Source organism: Streptomyces sp. enrichment culture (assembly GCF_964272895.1).
Taxonomy (GTDB): domain Bacteria; phylum Actinomycetota; class Actinomycetes; order Streptomycetales; family Streptomycetaceae; genus Streptomyces.
On the sequence record NZ_OZ186832.1, the window covers coordinates 3,703,763 to 3,718,146 of the forward strand.

The following is a 14,384-nucleotide window of genomic DNA, read 5'->3' on the forward strand; positions in this document are numbered from 1 at the left end:
GCCCCTGGCTTCACATCTGCGGAGGATGCACGGATCGAACGTGCGCGGGGTCTCCCCCGACCGCGGCTTAGCAAGCCGGTGCCTTACCACTCGGCCAATCCTCCGAAAGGGGCGGCCTCACGCGACGTGGGATGCGCGTGCTCGAAGCGGCCGCCCCGGGCGCCCTGTCCCCCACTGTGCCGTTTCGGCGAGGGGGACACCACTGAATAAAACGTACGTACGACGGGTGGGGCGGCTACTCCTCGCCCGCCAGCGTCAGCGAGCGCAGCTTCTGGCCGGCGTACCAGGTGGCGAGGACGGTCACCCCGGTCAGCAGGACGGTCGCCGTGGTCAGGGAGACGTCGGAGGTGACCAGTTCTCCGTCGGCGACCTTCTGGGCGACGGCGAGGGACCACTGCTGGACGCTGAGGGTGCGCGCGCCCGGCACCAGGGAGCCGAACAGGGCCTCCCAGACGAGGGCGTAGACGAGCCCGAAGACCACCGCGTGCCGCGAGACCGTGCCGAGGAGCAGGAAGAGGGCGGCGTAGGCGATGGAGGAGACCAGCGCGGCGATGGTGTAGGCGACGGCGATCTGCTGGCCGTTGCCGTTGAGGATCAGCCCGGCGACGAAGGTCGGCAGGGCGGAGAACACCATGGTCACCGCGATCGCCACGATCAGCTTGGTGAAGATGATCGTCGGTCGTTTCACCGGCTTGGACAGCAGATAGACCACCGAGCCGTCGTCGATCTCGGGGCCGATCGCCCCGGTGCCGGCGATGACGCCGATGATCGGCACCATCGTGGCGAGCGCCAGCCCGCCGAGCAGGTCGGACGCGGTCTGGTCGTCGGCCCCGGCGAGGCCGCGCACCACCAGGGAGATCGCGATGAGCAGCAGGGGCAGCGCGCCCAGGATGAGGGCCCGGCGGCGGCCGAGCAGGGCCCGGTAGGTGAGCCGGGCGACTGTGGGGTCGTACATCTTCGGCCTCCTACGCCGCGACCAGATACGAGAACACGGATTCGAGGGACTCGTCGGACGGCGAGACCGTCAGCAGCCGGATGCCGTGGTCGCGGGCGACCTTCGGCAGCAGGGCCGTGAAGCGGGCGAAGTCGACGGCCTGGATGCGCAGGGCGCCCTCGGCGTGGTCGACCTCGATGCCGGAGGTGGACGGGTCGGCGATCAGCGCGGCCGCGAGGGCGCGGTCGTCGCTGGAGCGCACCAGGTAGCGGTGGGGGCGGTCGGTCATCAGGCGGCGGATCTTGCGGAAGTCGCCGCTGGCCGCGTGCCGTCCGGCGACCACGACCTCGATGTGCCAGGCGAGCTGTTCGACCTCTTCGAGGATGTGGGAGGAGAACAGCACGGTGCGGCCCTCGTCGCCCATGCGGCGCAGCAGGTCCATCAGCTGCATGCGCTGGCGCGGGTCCATGCCGTTGAAGGGCTCGTCGAGCAGGAGCAGCGAGGGGTCGTGGACCAGCGCGGACGCCATCTTCACGCGCTGGCGCATGCCCTTGGAGTACGTCTGGATCTTGCGGTCCTGGGCGTACTCCATCTCGACCGTGGCCAGCGCCTTCTGGGCGGCTTTGGCGCCCAGGCCGTGCAGTTCGGCGTTGGCGAGCACGAACTCGCGGCCGGTGAGGAAGTCGTACATCGCCTCGCGTTCGGGGACGATGCCGATGTGCCGGTAGATGTCCTCGTTGCGCCAGACCGGCTGCCCGTCGAGGGTGACCGTGCCGGTGGAGGGGGCGAGGAAGCCGACCATCATGTTGATGAGGGTGGACTTTCCGGCGCCGTTGGGGCCGAGCAGGCCGGTGACGCCGGGGCCGATGGTCATGGTGATGTCGTTGACGGCGACCACGTTGCCGAACCAGCGGGAGACGTGGTCGATCTGGAGCGTGGTCACAGGCCCACCTTCTTGTAGCGGCGCAGCAGGAGGCCGTAGCTGGCGGCGATCAGGCCCAGGGCGAACAGGACGAACACGACGCCCTCGGCGCTGGAGGGTCCGGCGCCTCCGGGGAAGGAGGACGGGGCGCCCAGGAAGGCCGCTCCCACGCCGTCGATGAGGCTGACCGGCGAGAACAGGCCGATCCAGGCGATCGCGTCGCTGCTGTCCTGGAGCTCGGCGATGCCCTGGAGGGCGGAGACCGCGCCGTAGGAGATGGTGAACACCGCGATGACGGCGGCGATGCCGAAGCCGCGACGCGGGGTGACGGAGGCGATCACCAGGCTGATCCCGGCGAAGAGCAGTGAGAGCAGTGCCACGGACACGAGTCCCTGCGCGAATCCTTCGGTCTGGTCGGCGAAGTCGAGTTCGGCGAGCAGCGCGCCGGCGTAGAGCACCAGCAGCGGGGCCGCGGTGAGGATGAACAGCGCGGAGGCCAGCGCCGCGTACTTGGCGCGGACGTAGTCGGCGGTCTCGATGGGCCGCGAGAAGTACAGCGGGACCGTCTTGAAGCGCAGATCGCGGGAGACGGCCTGGGGTGCCTGGGAGGCGACGTACAGGCTGATGACCGCCTGGAGGAAGATCGCGTACTCCGTGTAGTCCACGGGCAGCTTGCTCGCCTTCGTCGCGACCGCGACGGCGACCATGATGGCCGCGGGGACGCACATCACCACGAACAGCAGCATCGGCAGGACCTTGGACTTCACCGAGCGGCCGAGGCCGTAGGCGCCGCGCAGGGACTGCGAGTACAGGGAGCGGGTGGCGTAGGCGCGGCCGAGGCGGGGGCCGTCGTAGGAGCGGTAGCCGATGTTGTGGATGCGGGTCTGGTCGCCCGCTGCCGCCAGGGGGTGCTCAGCTGCCATGGCCGACGGCCTCCTTTCGTGCGTCGCCGTCGTCGGTGAAGACCTCCGCGATGTGGTGCCTGCGCTGCTCCATGCGCACCAGGCCGAGTCCGAGGTCGGCGACGGTGTCGCGGACCAGGTCGTACGTCTGGTCGCCCTCGGCGGTGAGCAGCAGCAGGTGGCCGGCGCCGGGCAGGCCGCTGCCGTCCTGGACGGCGATCCCGCGCGCGTGCAGCGCCTCGCGCATCGCGCGGGTGCCGTCGGGGTGGGTGTCGGAGTCGGTGACCTCGACGGCGAGGGTGGTGGTGGTCTGGGTGAAGTCGGTGGTGGAGCTGGAGCGCAGCAGCTTGCCGCCGTCGATGACCACGACGTGGTCGCAGGTGCGTTCGAGTTCGCCCAGGAGGTGGGAGGTGACCAGGACCGAGATGCCGAAGTCGGTGTGGATGCGGCGGATCAGGCCGAGCATGTCGTCGCGGCCGACCGGGTCGAGGCCGTTGGTCGGCTCGTCGAGGAAGACCAGCTGCGGGTCGTGCACCAGCGCCTGGGCGAGCTTGACGCGCTGCTTCATGCCGGTGGAGTAGCCGCCGATGGGGCGGTAGCGCTCCTCGTAGAGGCCGACGTGGCGCAGGGTGTCCGCGGTGCGCTCGCGGGCGGCGGTGGGCGGCAGGCCGGACATACGGGCCATGTGCACGACGAACTCGGTGGCCGAGACGTCGGGCGGCAGGCAGTCGTGCTCCGGCATGTAGCCGACCCGCTCGCGGATGGCGGCGCCCTCGGTGGCGACGTCGAGGCCGAGCACGGCGGCGCGGCCCTCGCTCGCGGGGGACAGACCCAGCAGGATCTTGATCAGGGTGGACTTGCCGGCGCCGTTGGCTCCGACGAGTCCGGTCACACCGGCTCCGATGTCCACGGACAGCCGGTCGAGCGCGGTCACCCGGGGGAACCGCTTGCTCAGGCTTTCGGTCGCGATCACAGTCACGAGTAAGACGGTAGTGACGCGGACCACGCCGGTCGTCAGACTCCAGAGCCGTCTTGGGGTCACTCTGGAGTCGTACGGGACCCTAGGGGTCCCCCTGGGGTCGGGGCCGCGGGCTTTCGCCCGCCCTATTGACGCCGACTCTAACAAGGTGCGAGATTCGGCGATGTCAAGTTACGGACACGTACCGCAGTCACAGTGGACCGGGTGGGACGGGGCGGCATGACGACGGCAGTGGCAGACGGGATATCCGCGGAGCTGCGCGGATTCAGGACGGTGCAACGGCTCGCCTACGAGTGCGCGGAGGCGGTGGCGGCTCGGCTGAAGCCGGGCGTCACCGAGCGTGAGGCGGCGCGCATGCAGCGGGAGTGGCTGCGCGAGCGGGGTGTGAAGGACTGGTTCCATCTGCCCTTCGCCTGGTTCGGGGACCGCACGGCCTTCGTGAACTTCCGCATCCCGCTGCAGTTCTTCCCGACCAACCGCGCCCTGGAGCCGGGCATGCCGTTCATCCTCGACATGGCCCCGGTCTACCAGGGCTATGTGGCGGACATCGGCTACTCCGGATCCCTCGGCCTCAACCGCGTGCAGAACCGCCTGATGGACGACCTCCAGGCGCACCGCGAGCTGATCCTGCGCGAGGTCCGCGAGCGCCGCTCGCTGCGCGAGATCTACGAGGACGTGGACCGCCTCATGGTCCGCCAGGGCTACGCCAACCGGCACCGCGCCTATCCGTTCGGGGTGATCGCGCACAAGGTCGACCGGGTGGCCGAGCGCCGGTTCTCCCCGCATGTGTTCGGCTTCGGCACGCAGTCGCTGAAGGGGCTGGCCTCCGACGCCCTGCACGGGCATCGCGACGGCTGGTCGCCGCTGTGGTCGCCGTACCGCTTCTCCGACCATCCGCCGCAGCCGGGCCTGTGGGCGGTCGAGCCCCATCTCGGATTCCGGGGCACCGGCGCGAAGTTCGAGGAGATCCTGGTCGTCACCGACTCACGGGACCCCGAGGAGAGCGCGTTCTGGCTGGACGACGATCTGCCGCACGTGCGGCGCTGGGCGGAGAAGAAGTGACCGGAGGGGTGACCATGCTTCAAGGTGCGCGGGAGCGCTGGGTGCGGACCGGCGGTGTCGAACTGTGCGTCGCCGAGCTCGGGGACCCCGAGCAGCCGACGGTGGTGCTGGTGCACGGCTACCCGGACAGCAAGGAGGTCTGGTCCGAGGTCGCACCGCGCCTGGCCGAGACGTTCCACGTGGTCCTCTACGACGTGCGCGGCCACGGCCGTTCGACGGCTCCGCAGCCGCTGCGGGGCGGGTTCACGCTGGAGAAGCTCACGGACGACTTCCTGGCCGTCGCGGACGCGGTCAGCCCGGACCGGCCGGTGCATCTGGTGGGGCACGACTGGGGCTCGGTGCAGGGCTGGGAGTTCGTCACCGTCCAGCGCACCGAGGGCCGGATCGCGTCCTTCACCTCGATGTCCGGGCCGTCGCTCGACCACTTCGGGCACTGGATCAACAGCCGCCTGCGGAAGCCGACTCCACGCCGGGTCGGTCAACTCCTCGGCCAGGGCGCCAAGTCCTGGTACGTCTACCTCCTGCACACCCCCGTCCTGCCCGAACTGGCCTGGCGCGGCCCCCTCGGCAAGCGCTGGCCCGGCATCCTCCGGCGCGTCGAGAAGGTGCCCGGCGGCGACTACCCGACCTCCTCGCTGCCCCAGGACGCCGCGCACGGCGCCTGGTTGTACCGCGACAACGTGCGCGCCCGGCTGCGCAGGCCGCGCCCCGACGCGTACGCCCACGCCCCCGTACAGCTCGTCACACCGCTGGGCGACGCCTTCCTCTCCGAGCGGCTCTACGACGGACTGGAGCTGTGGGCACCGCAGCTCACCCGTCACACGCTGCCCGCCAAGCACTGGGTTCCGCGCACCCGGCCCGAGCAGCTGGCCGGCTGGATCACCGAGTTCGTGAACGGCATCGAGGGCGGGCGCACCGAGGTCAAAGCCCCCGGCCGCCACTTCGACCGGTTCGGCGGCCAGTTGGTGCTGGTCACCGGTGCGGGCAGCGGCATCGGACGGGCCACCGCGTTCGCGTTCGCCGAGGCGGGCGCGAAAGTGATCGCCGTCGACCTGGACGCCGAAAGCGCCGCCCGTACCGCCGAGTTGTCGCGGCTGATCGGCGCGCCGGACGCCTGGGCCGAGGCGGTCGACGTCTCCGACGCGCAGGCCATGGAGAAGCTCGCCGAGAAGGTCGCGCTGGAGTACGGCGTGGTCGATGTGCTCGTGAACAACGCGGGGATCGGACTGTCCGGCTCGTTCTTCGACACCTCCCCCGAGGACTGGAAGAAGGTCCTCGACGTCAACTTGTGGGGTGTCATCCATGGTTGCCGTCTCTTCGGGCGGCAGATGGCCGAGCGCGGTCAGGGCGGCCACATCGTGAACACGGCGTCCGCGGCCGCGTTCCAGCCGTCGCGCGCACTGCCCGCCTACAGCACCTCCAAGGCGGCGGTGCTGATGCTCAGCGAGTGCCTGCGCGCCGAACTCGCGGGCCAGGGCATCGGGGTGAGCGCCATCTGCCCCGGCCTGGTGAACACCAACATCACCTCCACGGCTCGGTTCGTCGGCGTCGCCGAGGAGGAGGAGCGGCGTCGGCAGAGGAGCTCCGCCCGGCTGTACGGCATGCGCAACTACCCGCCGGAGAAGGTCGCCGACGCGATCCTGCGGGCGGTGCTGCGCAACGAGGCGGTGGTGCCGGTGACGCCGGAGGCGCGGGGTGTACATGCCTTGTCCCGGTTTGCTCCGGGGGTGTTGAGGAGGCTGGCGCGGGTGCAGCCGAAGCTCTGACGGCGAACGACCCTGTGTTCGCGACCTGTTGCTCAACACCGCTGGTTGTTTCGGGCACTTCGCGAATCGGCCTTTCTCGGACGGGAGTTGTCCACAGCTCGACCAAGTCGGCTGTGGATAACCCGAGTTGTTTGTGGATCAAACATGTCCGCCAAAACGAAATGCGTGATCCGTGTCTCGGTCGGCATGCTGAGCGCATGGACGAAAGACGCACCGTGAGGGTGTCGAAGTACCTCTCCAAGCATCTGCGCCATCAGCCGGACCGGATCGGGCTCGTGCTCGACGAGGCCGGCTGGGTGGAGATCGACACCCTGATCGCGGCGGCCGTCGCGCACGGGTTCCGGTTCACCCGTGCGGAACTGGACCATGTGGTGGCCACGAACGACAAGCAGCGGTTCGCGGTGGAGGGGACCCGCATCCGCGCCAGCCAGGGCCACAGCGTCGAGGTCGACCTCGGTCTCGCGCCGGCGACCCCGCCGCCGCACCTCTACCACGGGACCGTGGCCCGGCATCTGGACGCGATCCGCGCGCAGGGGCTGCGGCCCATGAACCGGCATGCCGTGCATCTGTCCGCCGACCGGGAGACCGCCACGCGTGTCGGCGCCCGGCGAGGGCGGCCCGTGGTGCTGACGGTGGACGCGGGGGCGATGCACCGGGACGGGCATGTGTTTCACGTCAGCGCGAACGGGGTGTGGCTGACGCCGGGGGTGCCGCCGGAGTATCTGCGCTTCCCTCAGTCCCACTGACCCCTCGGGCTGGGGAGGGATTGCCGATGGTGCCGAGGTGCCCGTGCTGCCGGGGAGCCGATGGAGCCGGGGAGCCGAAGGAGCCGGGGAGCCGAAGGAGCCGGGGAGCCGATGGAGCCGAGGGGTCGAGGAGCCGATGGAGCCGAGGGGTCGAGGGGCCGAGGAGCTGATGGTGCCGCTGGCGCTGCCGGCGGGCGCGTGCGGGTCGCCGTCGATGCCCCCAGCCGATGTCGGCCGACCACGGAGCGTGACTGTTTCACGTGAAACGGTGACCGTTTCAGCGAATCCGGGCGCGCCACCTACGCTCGATGCATGAGTCTGCGTCTGAGCACTGTGATCCTCCCGTACCGCCGGTGGCACGAAGGCAGTCGTGAGGCGTGGCAGCGGGCCGAGGAGCTCGGTTTCCACACCGCCTACACCTACGACCACCTGTCCTGGCGCAGCTTCCGGGACGGCCCCTGGTTCGGTGCCCTGCCGACGCTCACCGCCGCCGCGGGTGTCACCGAGCGGATGCGGCTGGGCACGCTGGTCACCTCGCCGAACTTCCGGCATCCCGTGACGCTGGCCAAGGAGCTGATCTCGCTCGACGACATCTCCGGCGGCCGGGTCACCCTGGGCATCGGCGCGGGCGGCACCGGCTTCGATGCCACCGCGCTCGGCCAGGAGCCGTGGACCCCGCGGGAGCGTGCCGCCCGGTTCGGCGAGTTCGTGCCGCTGCTGGACCGCCTGCTGACCGAGGACGCGGTGTCGTACGAGGGCGACTTCTACTCGGCGCACGAGGCGCGCAACATCCCCGGCTGTGTGCAGCGGCCCCGGCTGCCCTTCGCGGTGGCGGCCACCGGCCCGCGCGGGCTGAAGCTGGCCGCCCGGTACGGACAGGCATGGGTGACCACCGGTGACCCCAAGCTGTACGAGACGGGCACGCCGGAGCAGTCGGTGCGGGCCCTGCGGGAGCAGACCGAGAAGCTGGCCGACGCCTGCGCAGCGATCGGCCGGGATGTGACCGAGCTCGACAAGATCCTGCTCACCGGTTTCACCCCCGACCGCGGACGTCCCCTGGAGTCGCTGGCCGCGTTCGTCGATTTCGCCGGACGCCACCGGGAGCTGGGCTTCGACGAGATCGTGATCCACTGGCCCATCCCGGACTCGGACTTCGCGGCCGATCAGAAGGTCTTCGAGCAGATCGCCATGGAGGGTGTGGCACAGCTGGCCTGAGCGGGGGTGGGGGGCCTGGCGGGCCGCGCGGGACTCAGATGTGCGGAGTCCCGCACGCCCGTGCAGGCATATGCGCGAGAATGGCAGGGTGACCTCAGCGACGAGAAAGCCCGAGCCCCCCGCCTCCCCCGAGCCCCCCAAGGTCCGCCCGCGGCTGATCGCCACCGATCTCGACGGCACGCTCCTGCGCGACGACAAGTCGGTCTCCCCGCGGACCGTCGCCGCGCTGGCCGCCGCCGAGGAGGCCGGCATCGAGGTCTTCTTCGTCACCGGACGCCCCGCCCGCTGGATGGACGTCGTCAGCGCCCATGTCCACGGCCACGGCCTCGCCATCTGCGGCAACGGTGCCGCCGTGGTCGACCTGCACGGCGGCCCCGGCGCCCATCGGTTCGTGAAGGTGCGCGAGCTGCCCCGCGAGAACGCGCTGGACGCCGTACGGCTGCTGCGGGACGCGGCGCCCGGCACGGTGTACGCGGTGGAGCAGACGTACTGCTTCAACCAGGAGCCGGACTACCCCAAGCTGCACATGGAGGTCCCGGACACCCTGGCGTCGGCCGAGCAGCTCCTGGGACCGGACGCGCCCGGCGCCGGCGAGCCCGTGCTGAAGATCCTCGCCTTCCATCCCACGCTCGACCCCGACGCCTTCCTCACCCTCGGCCGCACCGCCATCGGCGACCGCGCCACCGTCACCCGCTCCAGCCCCAGCGCCCTGCTGGAGATCAGCGGCCCCGGTGTCTCCAAGGCCAGCACGCTCGCCCTGTGCTGCGCCGAGCGCGGGATCTCGCACGAGGAGGTCGTCGCCTTCGGCGACATGCCCAACGACGTCGAGATGCTGACCTGGGCCGGCCGCTCCTACGCCATGGGCAACGCCCACCCGGATGCCATCACCGCGGCTTCCGGGCGTACCGCCGCCAACAACGAGGACGGGGTGGCCGTCGTGATCGAGCGCCTGCTGGCGGAGGCGCGGACGGCGTGACCGGCGCCCGGCCGGCGTGACCGGTGCCCGGACGGCTGCTGCCGGCGCACCTCGCTAGCCGAGGTGCACGCCCCGTTCCGCCAGCCACGGCACCGGGTCCACCCCCGAGCCCAGCTCCGGGGTGACCCGTACCTCGAAGTGCAGGTGGGGCCCGGTGGAGTTGCCGGTGGTGCCGGCCTGGCCGATCCACTGCCCGCTCATCACCCGCTCCCCCTGGTCGACGGCGACCGAGGCGAGATGCGCGTACTGCGTGTAGTAGCCGCCCGGGTGCTCGATGACGATCTGGATGCCGAACGCGCCGCCGCAGGACACGCTCACCACCCGGCCCTCGCCCACCGACCGCACCGGTGTACCGATCGGCACCGCGAAGTCCTGCCCCGTGTGCCGGTTCGCCCAGCGGCTGCCACCGCTGCCGAAGCTCGCCGACAGCTCGTACGCCTCCACGGGCGCCACCCAGCCCTGCGCGAACGACGTGGGCGGCTGTTCCAGCCGCACCGCGCCCCGGCAGCTGCCCGCCAGGGCGGACGCGTCCGCCTCCCCCTGCAACCGCGTGCGCGCCTCCTGGAGCTTGTGCTCGATGGACTGTTTCAGCGCGGCGAGCTCGCCGGTGCGCCGGTCGAGTTCCCGCCACGCCGCCGCGGCCTTCGCCTCGTCGTTCGCGAGCCGTTCCTCCGCCCGGCGTCTCTTGCCGATCGCGTTGTCGAGCGCCAGGTTGGCCCGCGAGAACAGGTGCTGACCGCGCATCAACTCGTCGGGGCCGCCCGCCAGGAACATCTGCGCGGCGCCCGGGAGCCCGCCGCTGTCGCGGTACTGGGCCCGTGCGATCCGGCCCAGGTCGTCCCGCAGCACCGCGATCTCCCGTCGCTGCCGGTCCAGCAGCCCCTCCAGCCGCTGCGCCCGCAACCGCTGGGCGTCGGCCTCGCGGCGGCCCTCCTCGTACTGCCGGGTGGCCTCCGCCGCGTCCGCGTACAGCCGCGCCACCTCCGCCGCCGCTCCACCGTCCGCGCCCTCAGCGCCGGAGTCCGAGGCCGAGGTCGGACGCGCCGCGAGCACGGCGAGCGCGCACAGCAGCACCGGAACCAGGAGGGGGTGACGGCGAGATGAGGGCATGTCAGCGATCGTGGCCCGCGCGGACGCGCCACGTCCTGTTCACGTCGTACGGCTGGGGGAAGGGTTGCTGCGAACGGGTGCCGGGACGTCAACTCCGCGTCACATCCGGGCGAGGGCTGCCACGCCACCTCGCGCTCACCCCGCCGCCCCGGCCGTGCCGGCAGTCGCCGCCGGGCCCTCGGCCCCGCCTATCCCGCCGGCACCAGATCCTCCGCCTCCGCCTCGCGCGCCACCATGTCCCGCAGCGGCCCCTCCACGGCGGCCAGTTCGGCGAAGCCACCCCGCTGCACGACCCGTCCGCGGTCCAGCACGATCACCTCGTCGACGCCGGTCAGTCCGGCCAGCCGGTGCGTGATCAGCAGCGTCGTACGGCCCTCGGTCGCGGCCAGCAGATCGGCGGTGAGCGCGTCGGCCGTGGGCAGGTCCAGATGCTCGGCGGGCTCGTCGAGGACCAGCACCGGGAAGTCGGCGAGCAGCGCGCGGGCCAACGCCAGCCGCTGCCGCTGCCCTCCGGACAGCCGCGCCCCGTGCTCGCCCACGAGCGTGTCGAGGCCGTCGGGCAGGCTCTCCACCCAGTCCAGCAGCCGGACCCGGCCCAGCGCGTCCCGCAGCTCGGTGTCGGTCGCCTCGCGCCGGGCCAGCAGCAGGTTCTCCCGCACGGAGCTGTCGAAGAGGTGCGCGTCCTGCGCGCACAGCCCGACCAGCCGCCGTACGTCGTCCCCGTCCAGGGCGTCGGCGTCCACGCCGCCCAGCGTGTACGCGCCCGCCTCGGCGTCCAGGAAGCGCAGCAGCACCTGCGCCAGCGTGCTCTTGCCCGACCCCGACGGGCCGACGACGGCGACCCGGCGCCCCCGCTCCAGCCGCAGCTCCAGCCCGGCCAGAGCCGCCTCCTCCTGCCCGGCGTAACGGGCGGTGAGGTCCTTGACGACCAGCGGGAACGGCGAAGCGGGCGCCTGCCGCGGCTGCTCCGGCTCGCGCACCGGCTCGGGGGCGTCCAGCACCTCGTACACCCGCTCGGCGCTCTTGCGCACCCGCTGGCGGAACTGCACGGCGAGCGGCAGTCCGAGGACGGCCTCGAAGGCGGCCAGCGGGGTCAGGACGACGGCGGCCAGGGCCACACCGCTCAGCCGTCCGGCGGCCACCGCCTGGGCGCCGACGAGGGCGGCTCCGGCCACCGTCAGCCCGCTGACCAGGGCGGTGAGTCCGTCGCCGAGCGCGGTCGCGGTGGCGGTGCGTGAGGCGATCCGGGTGAGCTCGGCGTCCGCGCTCTGCGCCTGGGCGGTACGGGCGGGCAGGGCGCCGGCGACGGTGAGTTCCGCGGTGCCGGTGAGCAGGTCGGCCACGCGCGTGGCGAGCACACCTCGGGCGGGCGCGAGCCGGCGTTCGGCGCGTCGAGCCACCGCGCCCGTGATCAGCGGGACACCGACGCCGGCCGCCAGCAGCCCGACCGCGAGCACCGCGCCCGCCTCGGGCAGCAGCCACGCCGTGAACGCGACGGACCCGGCCGACACCAGCGCCGCCGCTCCGGCGGGCAGCAGCCAGCGCAGCCAGTAGTCCTGCAACGCGTCCACGTCCGCGACCAGACGGCTGAGCAGATCGCCGCGGCGCGCCTCGCGCAGCCCGGCCGGCGCCAGCCGCTCCAGGCGCCGGTACACCGCCACGCGGGTGTCGGCCAGCATCCGCAGCACGGCGTCATGTCCCACGAGCCGCTCGGCGTAGCGGAACACGGCCCGGCCGATCCCGAACGCCCGCGTCGCCGTCACGGCCACCATCAGATACAGCACCGGCGGCTGCTGCGACGCCCGCGAGATGAGCCACCCGGAGGTCGCCATCAGCCCCACGGCACTGCCCAGCGAGAGGCTGCCCAGCAGCAGGGCCAGCATCAGCCGCCCGCGCCGGGGCGCGGACAGGGCGCGGACGCGGGTGAGGACATCGGCGCGTGCCTGCTCGGGCGCGGTGTCGGAGGCGACGGCCTCCTCGCCGGAGTCGGCGTGGTCCGTGGTGGTGGCGTCCGGGGTCCTCCGCTCGTCCGCCTCCATCGCCGCCGTCTCCCCGGCACGCGACGGATGATCGACATCGCCCGACGGGCGCGTCTGCGGCCCCGCGTCGGCCGCTTGTTCCGTCGCCTCCAGCCGGATCACCCGCTCCGCCACCGTCAGCAGCGCCGGGCGGTGGACGACCAGCAGGACCGTACGCCCGGCCGCCAGCCGCCGGACCGCGGCCACGACCTCGGCCTCGGTCTCTCCGTCCAGCGCGGCCGTCGGCTCGTCGAGGAGCAGCACGGGCCGGTCGGCGAGGAAGGCCCGGGCCAGCGCGAGGCGCTGCCGCTGCCCGGCCGAGAGTCCGGCGCCGTCCTCCCCGAGCGCGGTGTCGGCACCCCGCGGCAGCGCGTCCACAAACTCCAGCGCGCCGGCCTCCCGAAGGGCCTGCCGTACGGCCGTGTCGTCCGCGTCGGGCCGGGCGAGCCGGACGTTCTCCGCGATCGTCCCGGCGAACAGATGCGGCCGCTGCGGTACCCACGCCACTCGCGAGCGCCACTGCTCCAGATCGACGTCGGCGAGATCCGTGCCGCCGATCCGCACCTGCCCGGCGGTCGGCCGGACGAAGCCGAGCAGCACACTGAGCAATGTGGACTTGCCCGCGCCGCTGGGCCCGACGAGCGCGACCGTCTCGCCGGGCTCGACGGTGAAGGAGGTGTCCGTGACGGCGTTCCGGGACCGTCCGGGGTAGCGGACCGTGACGCCGTCGAAGGCGAGCGAGAGCGCCCCGGTGGGCACCGGGCCGGTCCCCGAGGCCGGTACGGGCGTCTCCAGGACCTCGAAGATCTCCTCGGCCGCCGCAAGCCCCTCCGCCGCCGCGTGGTACTGCGCGCCCACCTGCCGCAGCGGCAGATATGCCTCGGGGGCGAGCACCAGGATGACCAGCCCGGTGGAGAGATCCATGTCGCCGTGGACGAGCCGCATCCCGATCGTGACCGCGACCAGGGCGACCGAGATGGTCGCGAGCAGTTCCAGGGCGAAGGAGGAGAGGAAGGCGATGCGCAGGGTCCGCATGGTCGCCCGGCGGTACTCACCGGTGATCCGCCGGATCGACTCGGCCTGAGCCTTGGCCCGCCCGAACACCTTCAGCGTCGGCAGACCCGCGACCACGTCCAGGAAGTGCCCGGAGAGCCGGGACAGCAGCCGCCACTGACGGTCCATCCGCGCCTGTGTGGCCCAGCCGATGAGGATCATGAAGACGGGGATCAGCGGCAGCGTGCCGGCGATGATCGCGGCGGACACCCAGTCCTCGGTGACGATCCGCGCCAGCACCGCCACCGGCACCACCACCGCCAGACCCAGCTGCGGCAGATACCGTGAGAAGTAGTCGTCGAGCGCGTCCACGCCGCGCGTGGCGAGCGCGACCAGCGATCCGGTCCGCTGCCCGCTGAGCCAGCCCGGCCCGAGCCGGCCCGCACGCTCCAGCAGCCGCCCCCGCAGCTCCGACTTCACGGAGGCGCTGGCCCGGTGCGCCGCGAGCTCGGTGAGCCATCCGACCACCGCCCGGCCGACCGCGACCGCCCCGAGCAGCAGCAGGGGAGTGCGCAGCTCACCGACCGACAGCCCGCGCTGGAAGGCACCGACCACGATCTCGGCGATCAGCATCGCCTGGGCGACGACGAGCCCCGCCCCCACGGCGCCCAGGGCGACGACCGCCGCCAGGAACAGCCGGGTGGCACGGGCGTAGCGGAGGAGGCGGGGATCGATCGGTTTCACGTGAAACATGCCCTTCG

At 72.2% G+C, this 14,384-nt stretch carries 11 protein-coding genes and 1 tRNA gene; 5 read left to right on the forward strand and 7 right to left on the reverse strand.

All coding sequences use genetic code 11. The features are described 5' to 3' along the window. Positions 1-19: 19 nt before the first annotated feature. From ACSU6M_RS16770 to ACSU6M_RS16790, 5 genes are all read right to left on the reverse strand, one after another. Positions 20-104 (reverse strand) — tRNA-Ser (locus ACSU6M_RS16770). A gap of 131 nt (positions 105-235) precedes the next feature. Further along, a complete protein-coding gene (locus ACSU6M_RS16775; RefSeq protein WP_437070522.1) occupies positions 236-955 on the reverse strand; it encodes an ABC transporter permease subunit in 720 nt (239 codons plus the stop codon). Positions 956-965: 10 nt separating this feature from the next. Next, the gene (locus ACSU6M_RS16780) at positions 966-1,877 is read right to left on the reverse strand and encodes an ABC transporter ATP-binding protein (protein ID WP_437070523.1); all 912 of its coding nucleotides are present in this window, start codon (positions 1,875-1,877) and stop codon (positions 966-968) included. After that, positions 1,874-2,779: an ABC transporter permease gene (locus ACSU6M_RS16785; RefSeq protein ID WP_437070524.1), complete on the reverse strand. Its 906-nt coding sequence runs from the start codon at positions 2,777-2,779 to the stop codon at positions 1,874-1,876. The genes ACSU6M_RS16780 and ACSU6M_RS16785 overlap by 4 nt, the downstream gene beginning before the upstream one ends. Further along, positions 2,769-3,731, reverse strand: coding sequence for an ABC transporter ATP-binding protein (locus ACSU6M_RS16790; RefSeq protein ID WP_437075182.1), 963 nt, complete (start codon positions 3,729-3,731; stop codon positions 2,769-2,771). The genes ACSU6M_RS16785 and ACSU6M_RS16790 overlap by 11 nt, the downstream gene beginning before the upstream one ends. A gap of 225 nt (positions 3,732-3,956) precedes the next feature. Here ACSU6M_RS16790 and ACSU6M_RS16795 point away from each other — a divergent pair, with 225 nt between their 5' ends. From ACSU6M_RS16795 to ACSU6M_RS16815, 5 genes are all read left to right on the forward strand, one after another. Next, positions 3,957-4,799 carry a M24 family metallopeptidase gene (locus tag ACSU6M_RS16795; RefSeq protein ID WP_437070525.1) on the forward strand — a complete coding sequence of 281 codons (843 nt, stop codon included), beginning with the start codon at positions 3,957-3,959 and terminating at the stop codon, positions 4,797-4,799. A gap of 14 nt (positions 4,800-4,813) precedes the next feature. After that, positions 4,814-6,565 (forward strand): SDR family oxidoreductase, encoded by a 1,752-nt coding sequence (locus ACSU6M_RS16800; RefSeq protein ID WP_437075184.1) that lies wholly within the window; start codon positions 4,814-4,816, stop codon positions 6,563-6,565. A 197-nt stretch (positions 6,566-6,762) separates the two neighbouring features. Then, positions 6,763-7,311, forward strand: a complete 549-nt coding sequence (locus tag ACSU6M_RS16805; protein ID WP_437070526.1) for an RNA 2'-phosphotransferase — start codon at positions 6,763-6,765, stop codon at positions 7,309-7,311. A gap of 312 nt (positions 7,312-7,623) precedes the next feature. Further along, a complete protein-coding gene (locus ACSU6M_RS16810; RefSeq protein WP_437070527.1) occupies positions 7,624-8,526 on the forward strand; it encodes an LLM class flavin-dependent oxidoreductase in 903 nt (300 codons plus the stop codon). A 70-nt stretch (positions 8,527-8,596) separates the two neighbouring features. Then, positions 8,597-9,502, forward strand: coding sequence for an HAD family hydrolase (locus ACSU6M_RS16815; protein ID WP_437070528.1), 906 nt, complete (start codon positions 8,597-8,599; stop codon positions 9,500-9,502). 54 nt (positions 9,503-9,556) lie between these two features. On the opposite strand, the gene ACSU6M_RS16820 is transcribed toward ACSU6M_RS16815, so the two are convergent. Beyond that, entirely contained in the window at positions 9,557-10,612 is a 1,056-nt protein-coding gene (locus ACSU6M_RS16820; protein WP_437070529.1) for a peptidoglycan DD-metalloendopeptidase family protein, read from the reverse strand. Positions 10,613-10,800: 188 nt separating this feature from the next. Beyond that, on the reverse strand, positions 10,801-14,376 hold the full coding sequence (gene cydD / locus ACSU6M_RS16825) for a thiol reductant ABC exporter subunit CydD (protein WP_437070530.1): 3,576 nt from the start codon (positions 14,374-14,376) through the stop codon (positions 10,801-10,803). Between the last annotated feature and the right edge of the window lie 8 nt (positions 14,377-14,384).

What these genes read in the sequence shown, in the direction of transcription:
- ACSU6M_RS16795 (WP_437070525.1), top strand. Translation starts at nt 3,957, where the DNA reads ATGACGACGGCAGTGGCAGACGGGATATCCGCGGAGCTGCGCGGATTC.
- cydD (WP_437070530.1), bottom strand. Translation starts at nt 14,376, where the DNA reads ATGTTTCACGTGAAACCGATCGATCCCCGCCTCCTCCGCTACGCCCGT.
- ACSU6M_RS16805 (WP_437070526.1), top strand. Translation starts at nt 6,763, where the DNA reads ATGGACGAAAGACGCACCGTGAGGGTGTCGAAGTACCTCTCCAAGCAT.
- ACSU6M_RS16800 (WP_437075184.1), top strand. Translation starts at nt 4,814, where the DNA reads ATGCTTCAAGGTGCGCGGGAGCGCTGGGTGCGGACCGGCGGTGTCGAA.
- ACSU6M_RS16810 (WP_437070527.1), top strand. Translation starts at nt 7,624, where the DNA reads ATGAGTCTGCGTCTGAGCACTGTGATCCTCCCGTACCGCCGGTGGCAC.
- ACSU6M_RS16815 (WP_437070528.1), top strand. Translation starts at nt 8,597, where the DNA reads ATGCGCGAGAATGGCAGGGTGACCTCAGCGACGAGAAAGCCCGAGCCC.
- ACSU6M_RS16820 (WP_437070529.1), bottom strand. Translation starts at nt 10,612, where the DNA reads ATGCCCTCATCTCGCCGTCACCCCCTCCTGGTTCCGGTGCTGCTGTGC.
- ACSU6M_RS16775 (WP_437070522.1), bottom strand. Translation starts at nt 955, where the DNA reads ATGTACGACCCCACAGTCGCCCGGCTCACCTACCGGGCCCTGCTCGGC.
- ACSU6M_RS16785 (WP_437070524.1), bottom strand. Translation starts at nt 2,779, where the DNA reads ATGGCAGCTGAGCACCCCCTGGCGGCAGCGGGCGACCAGACCCGCATC.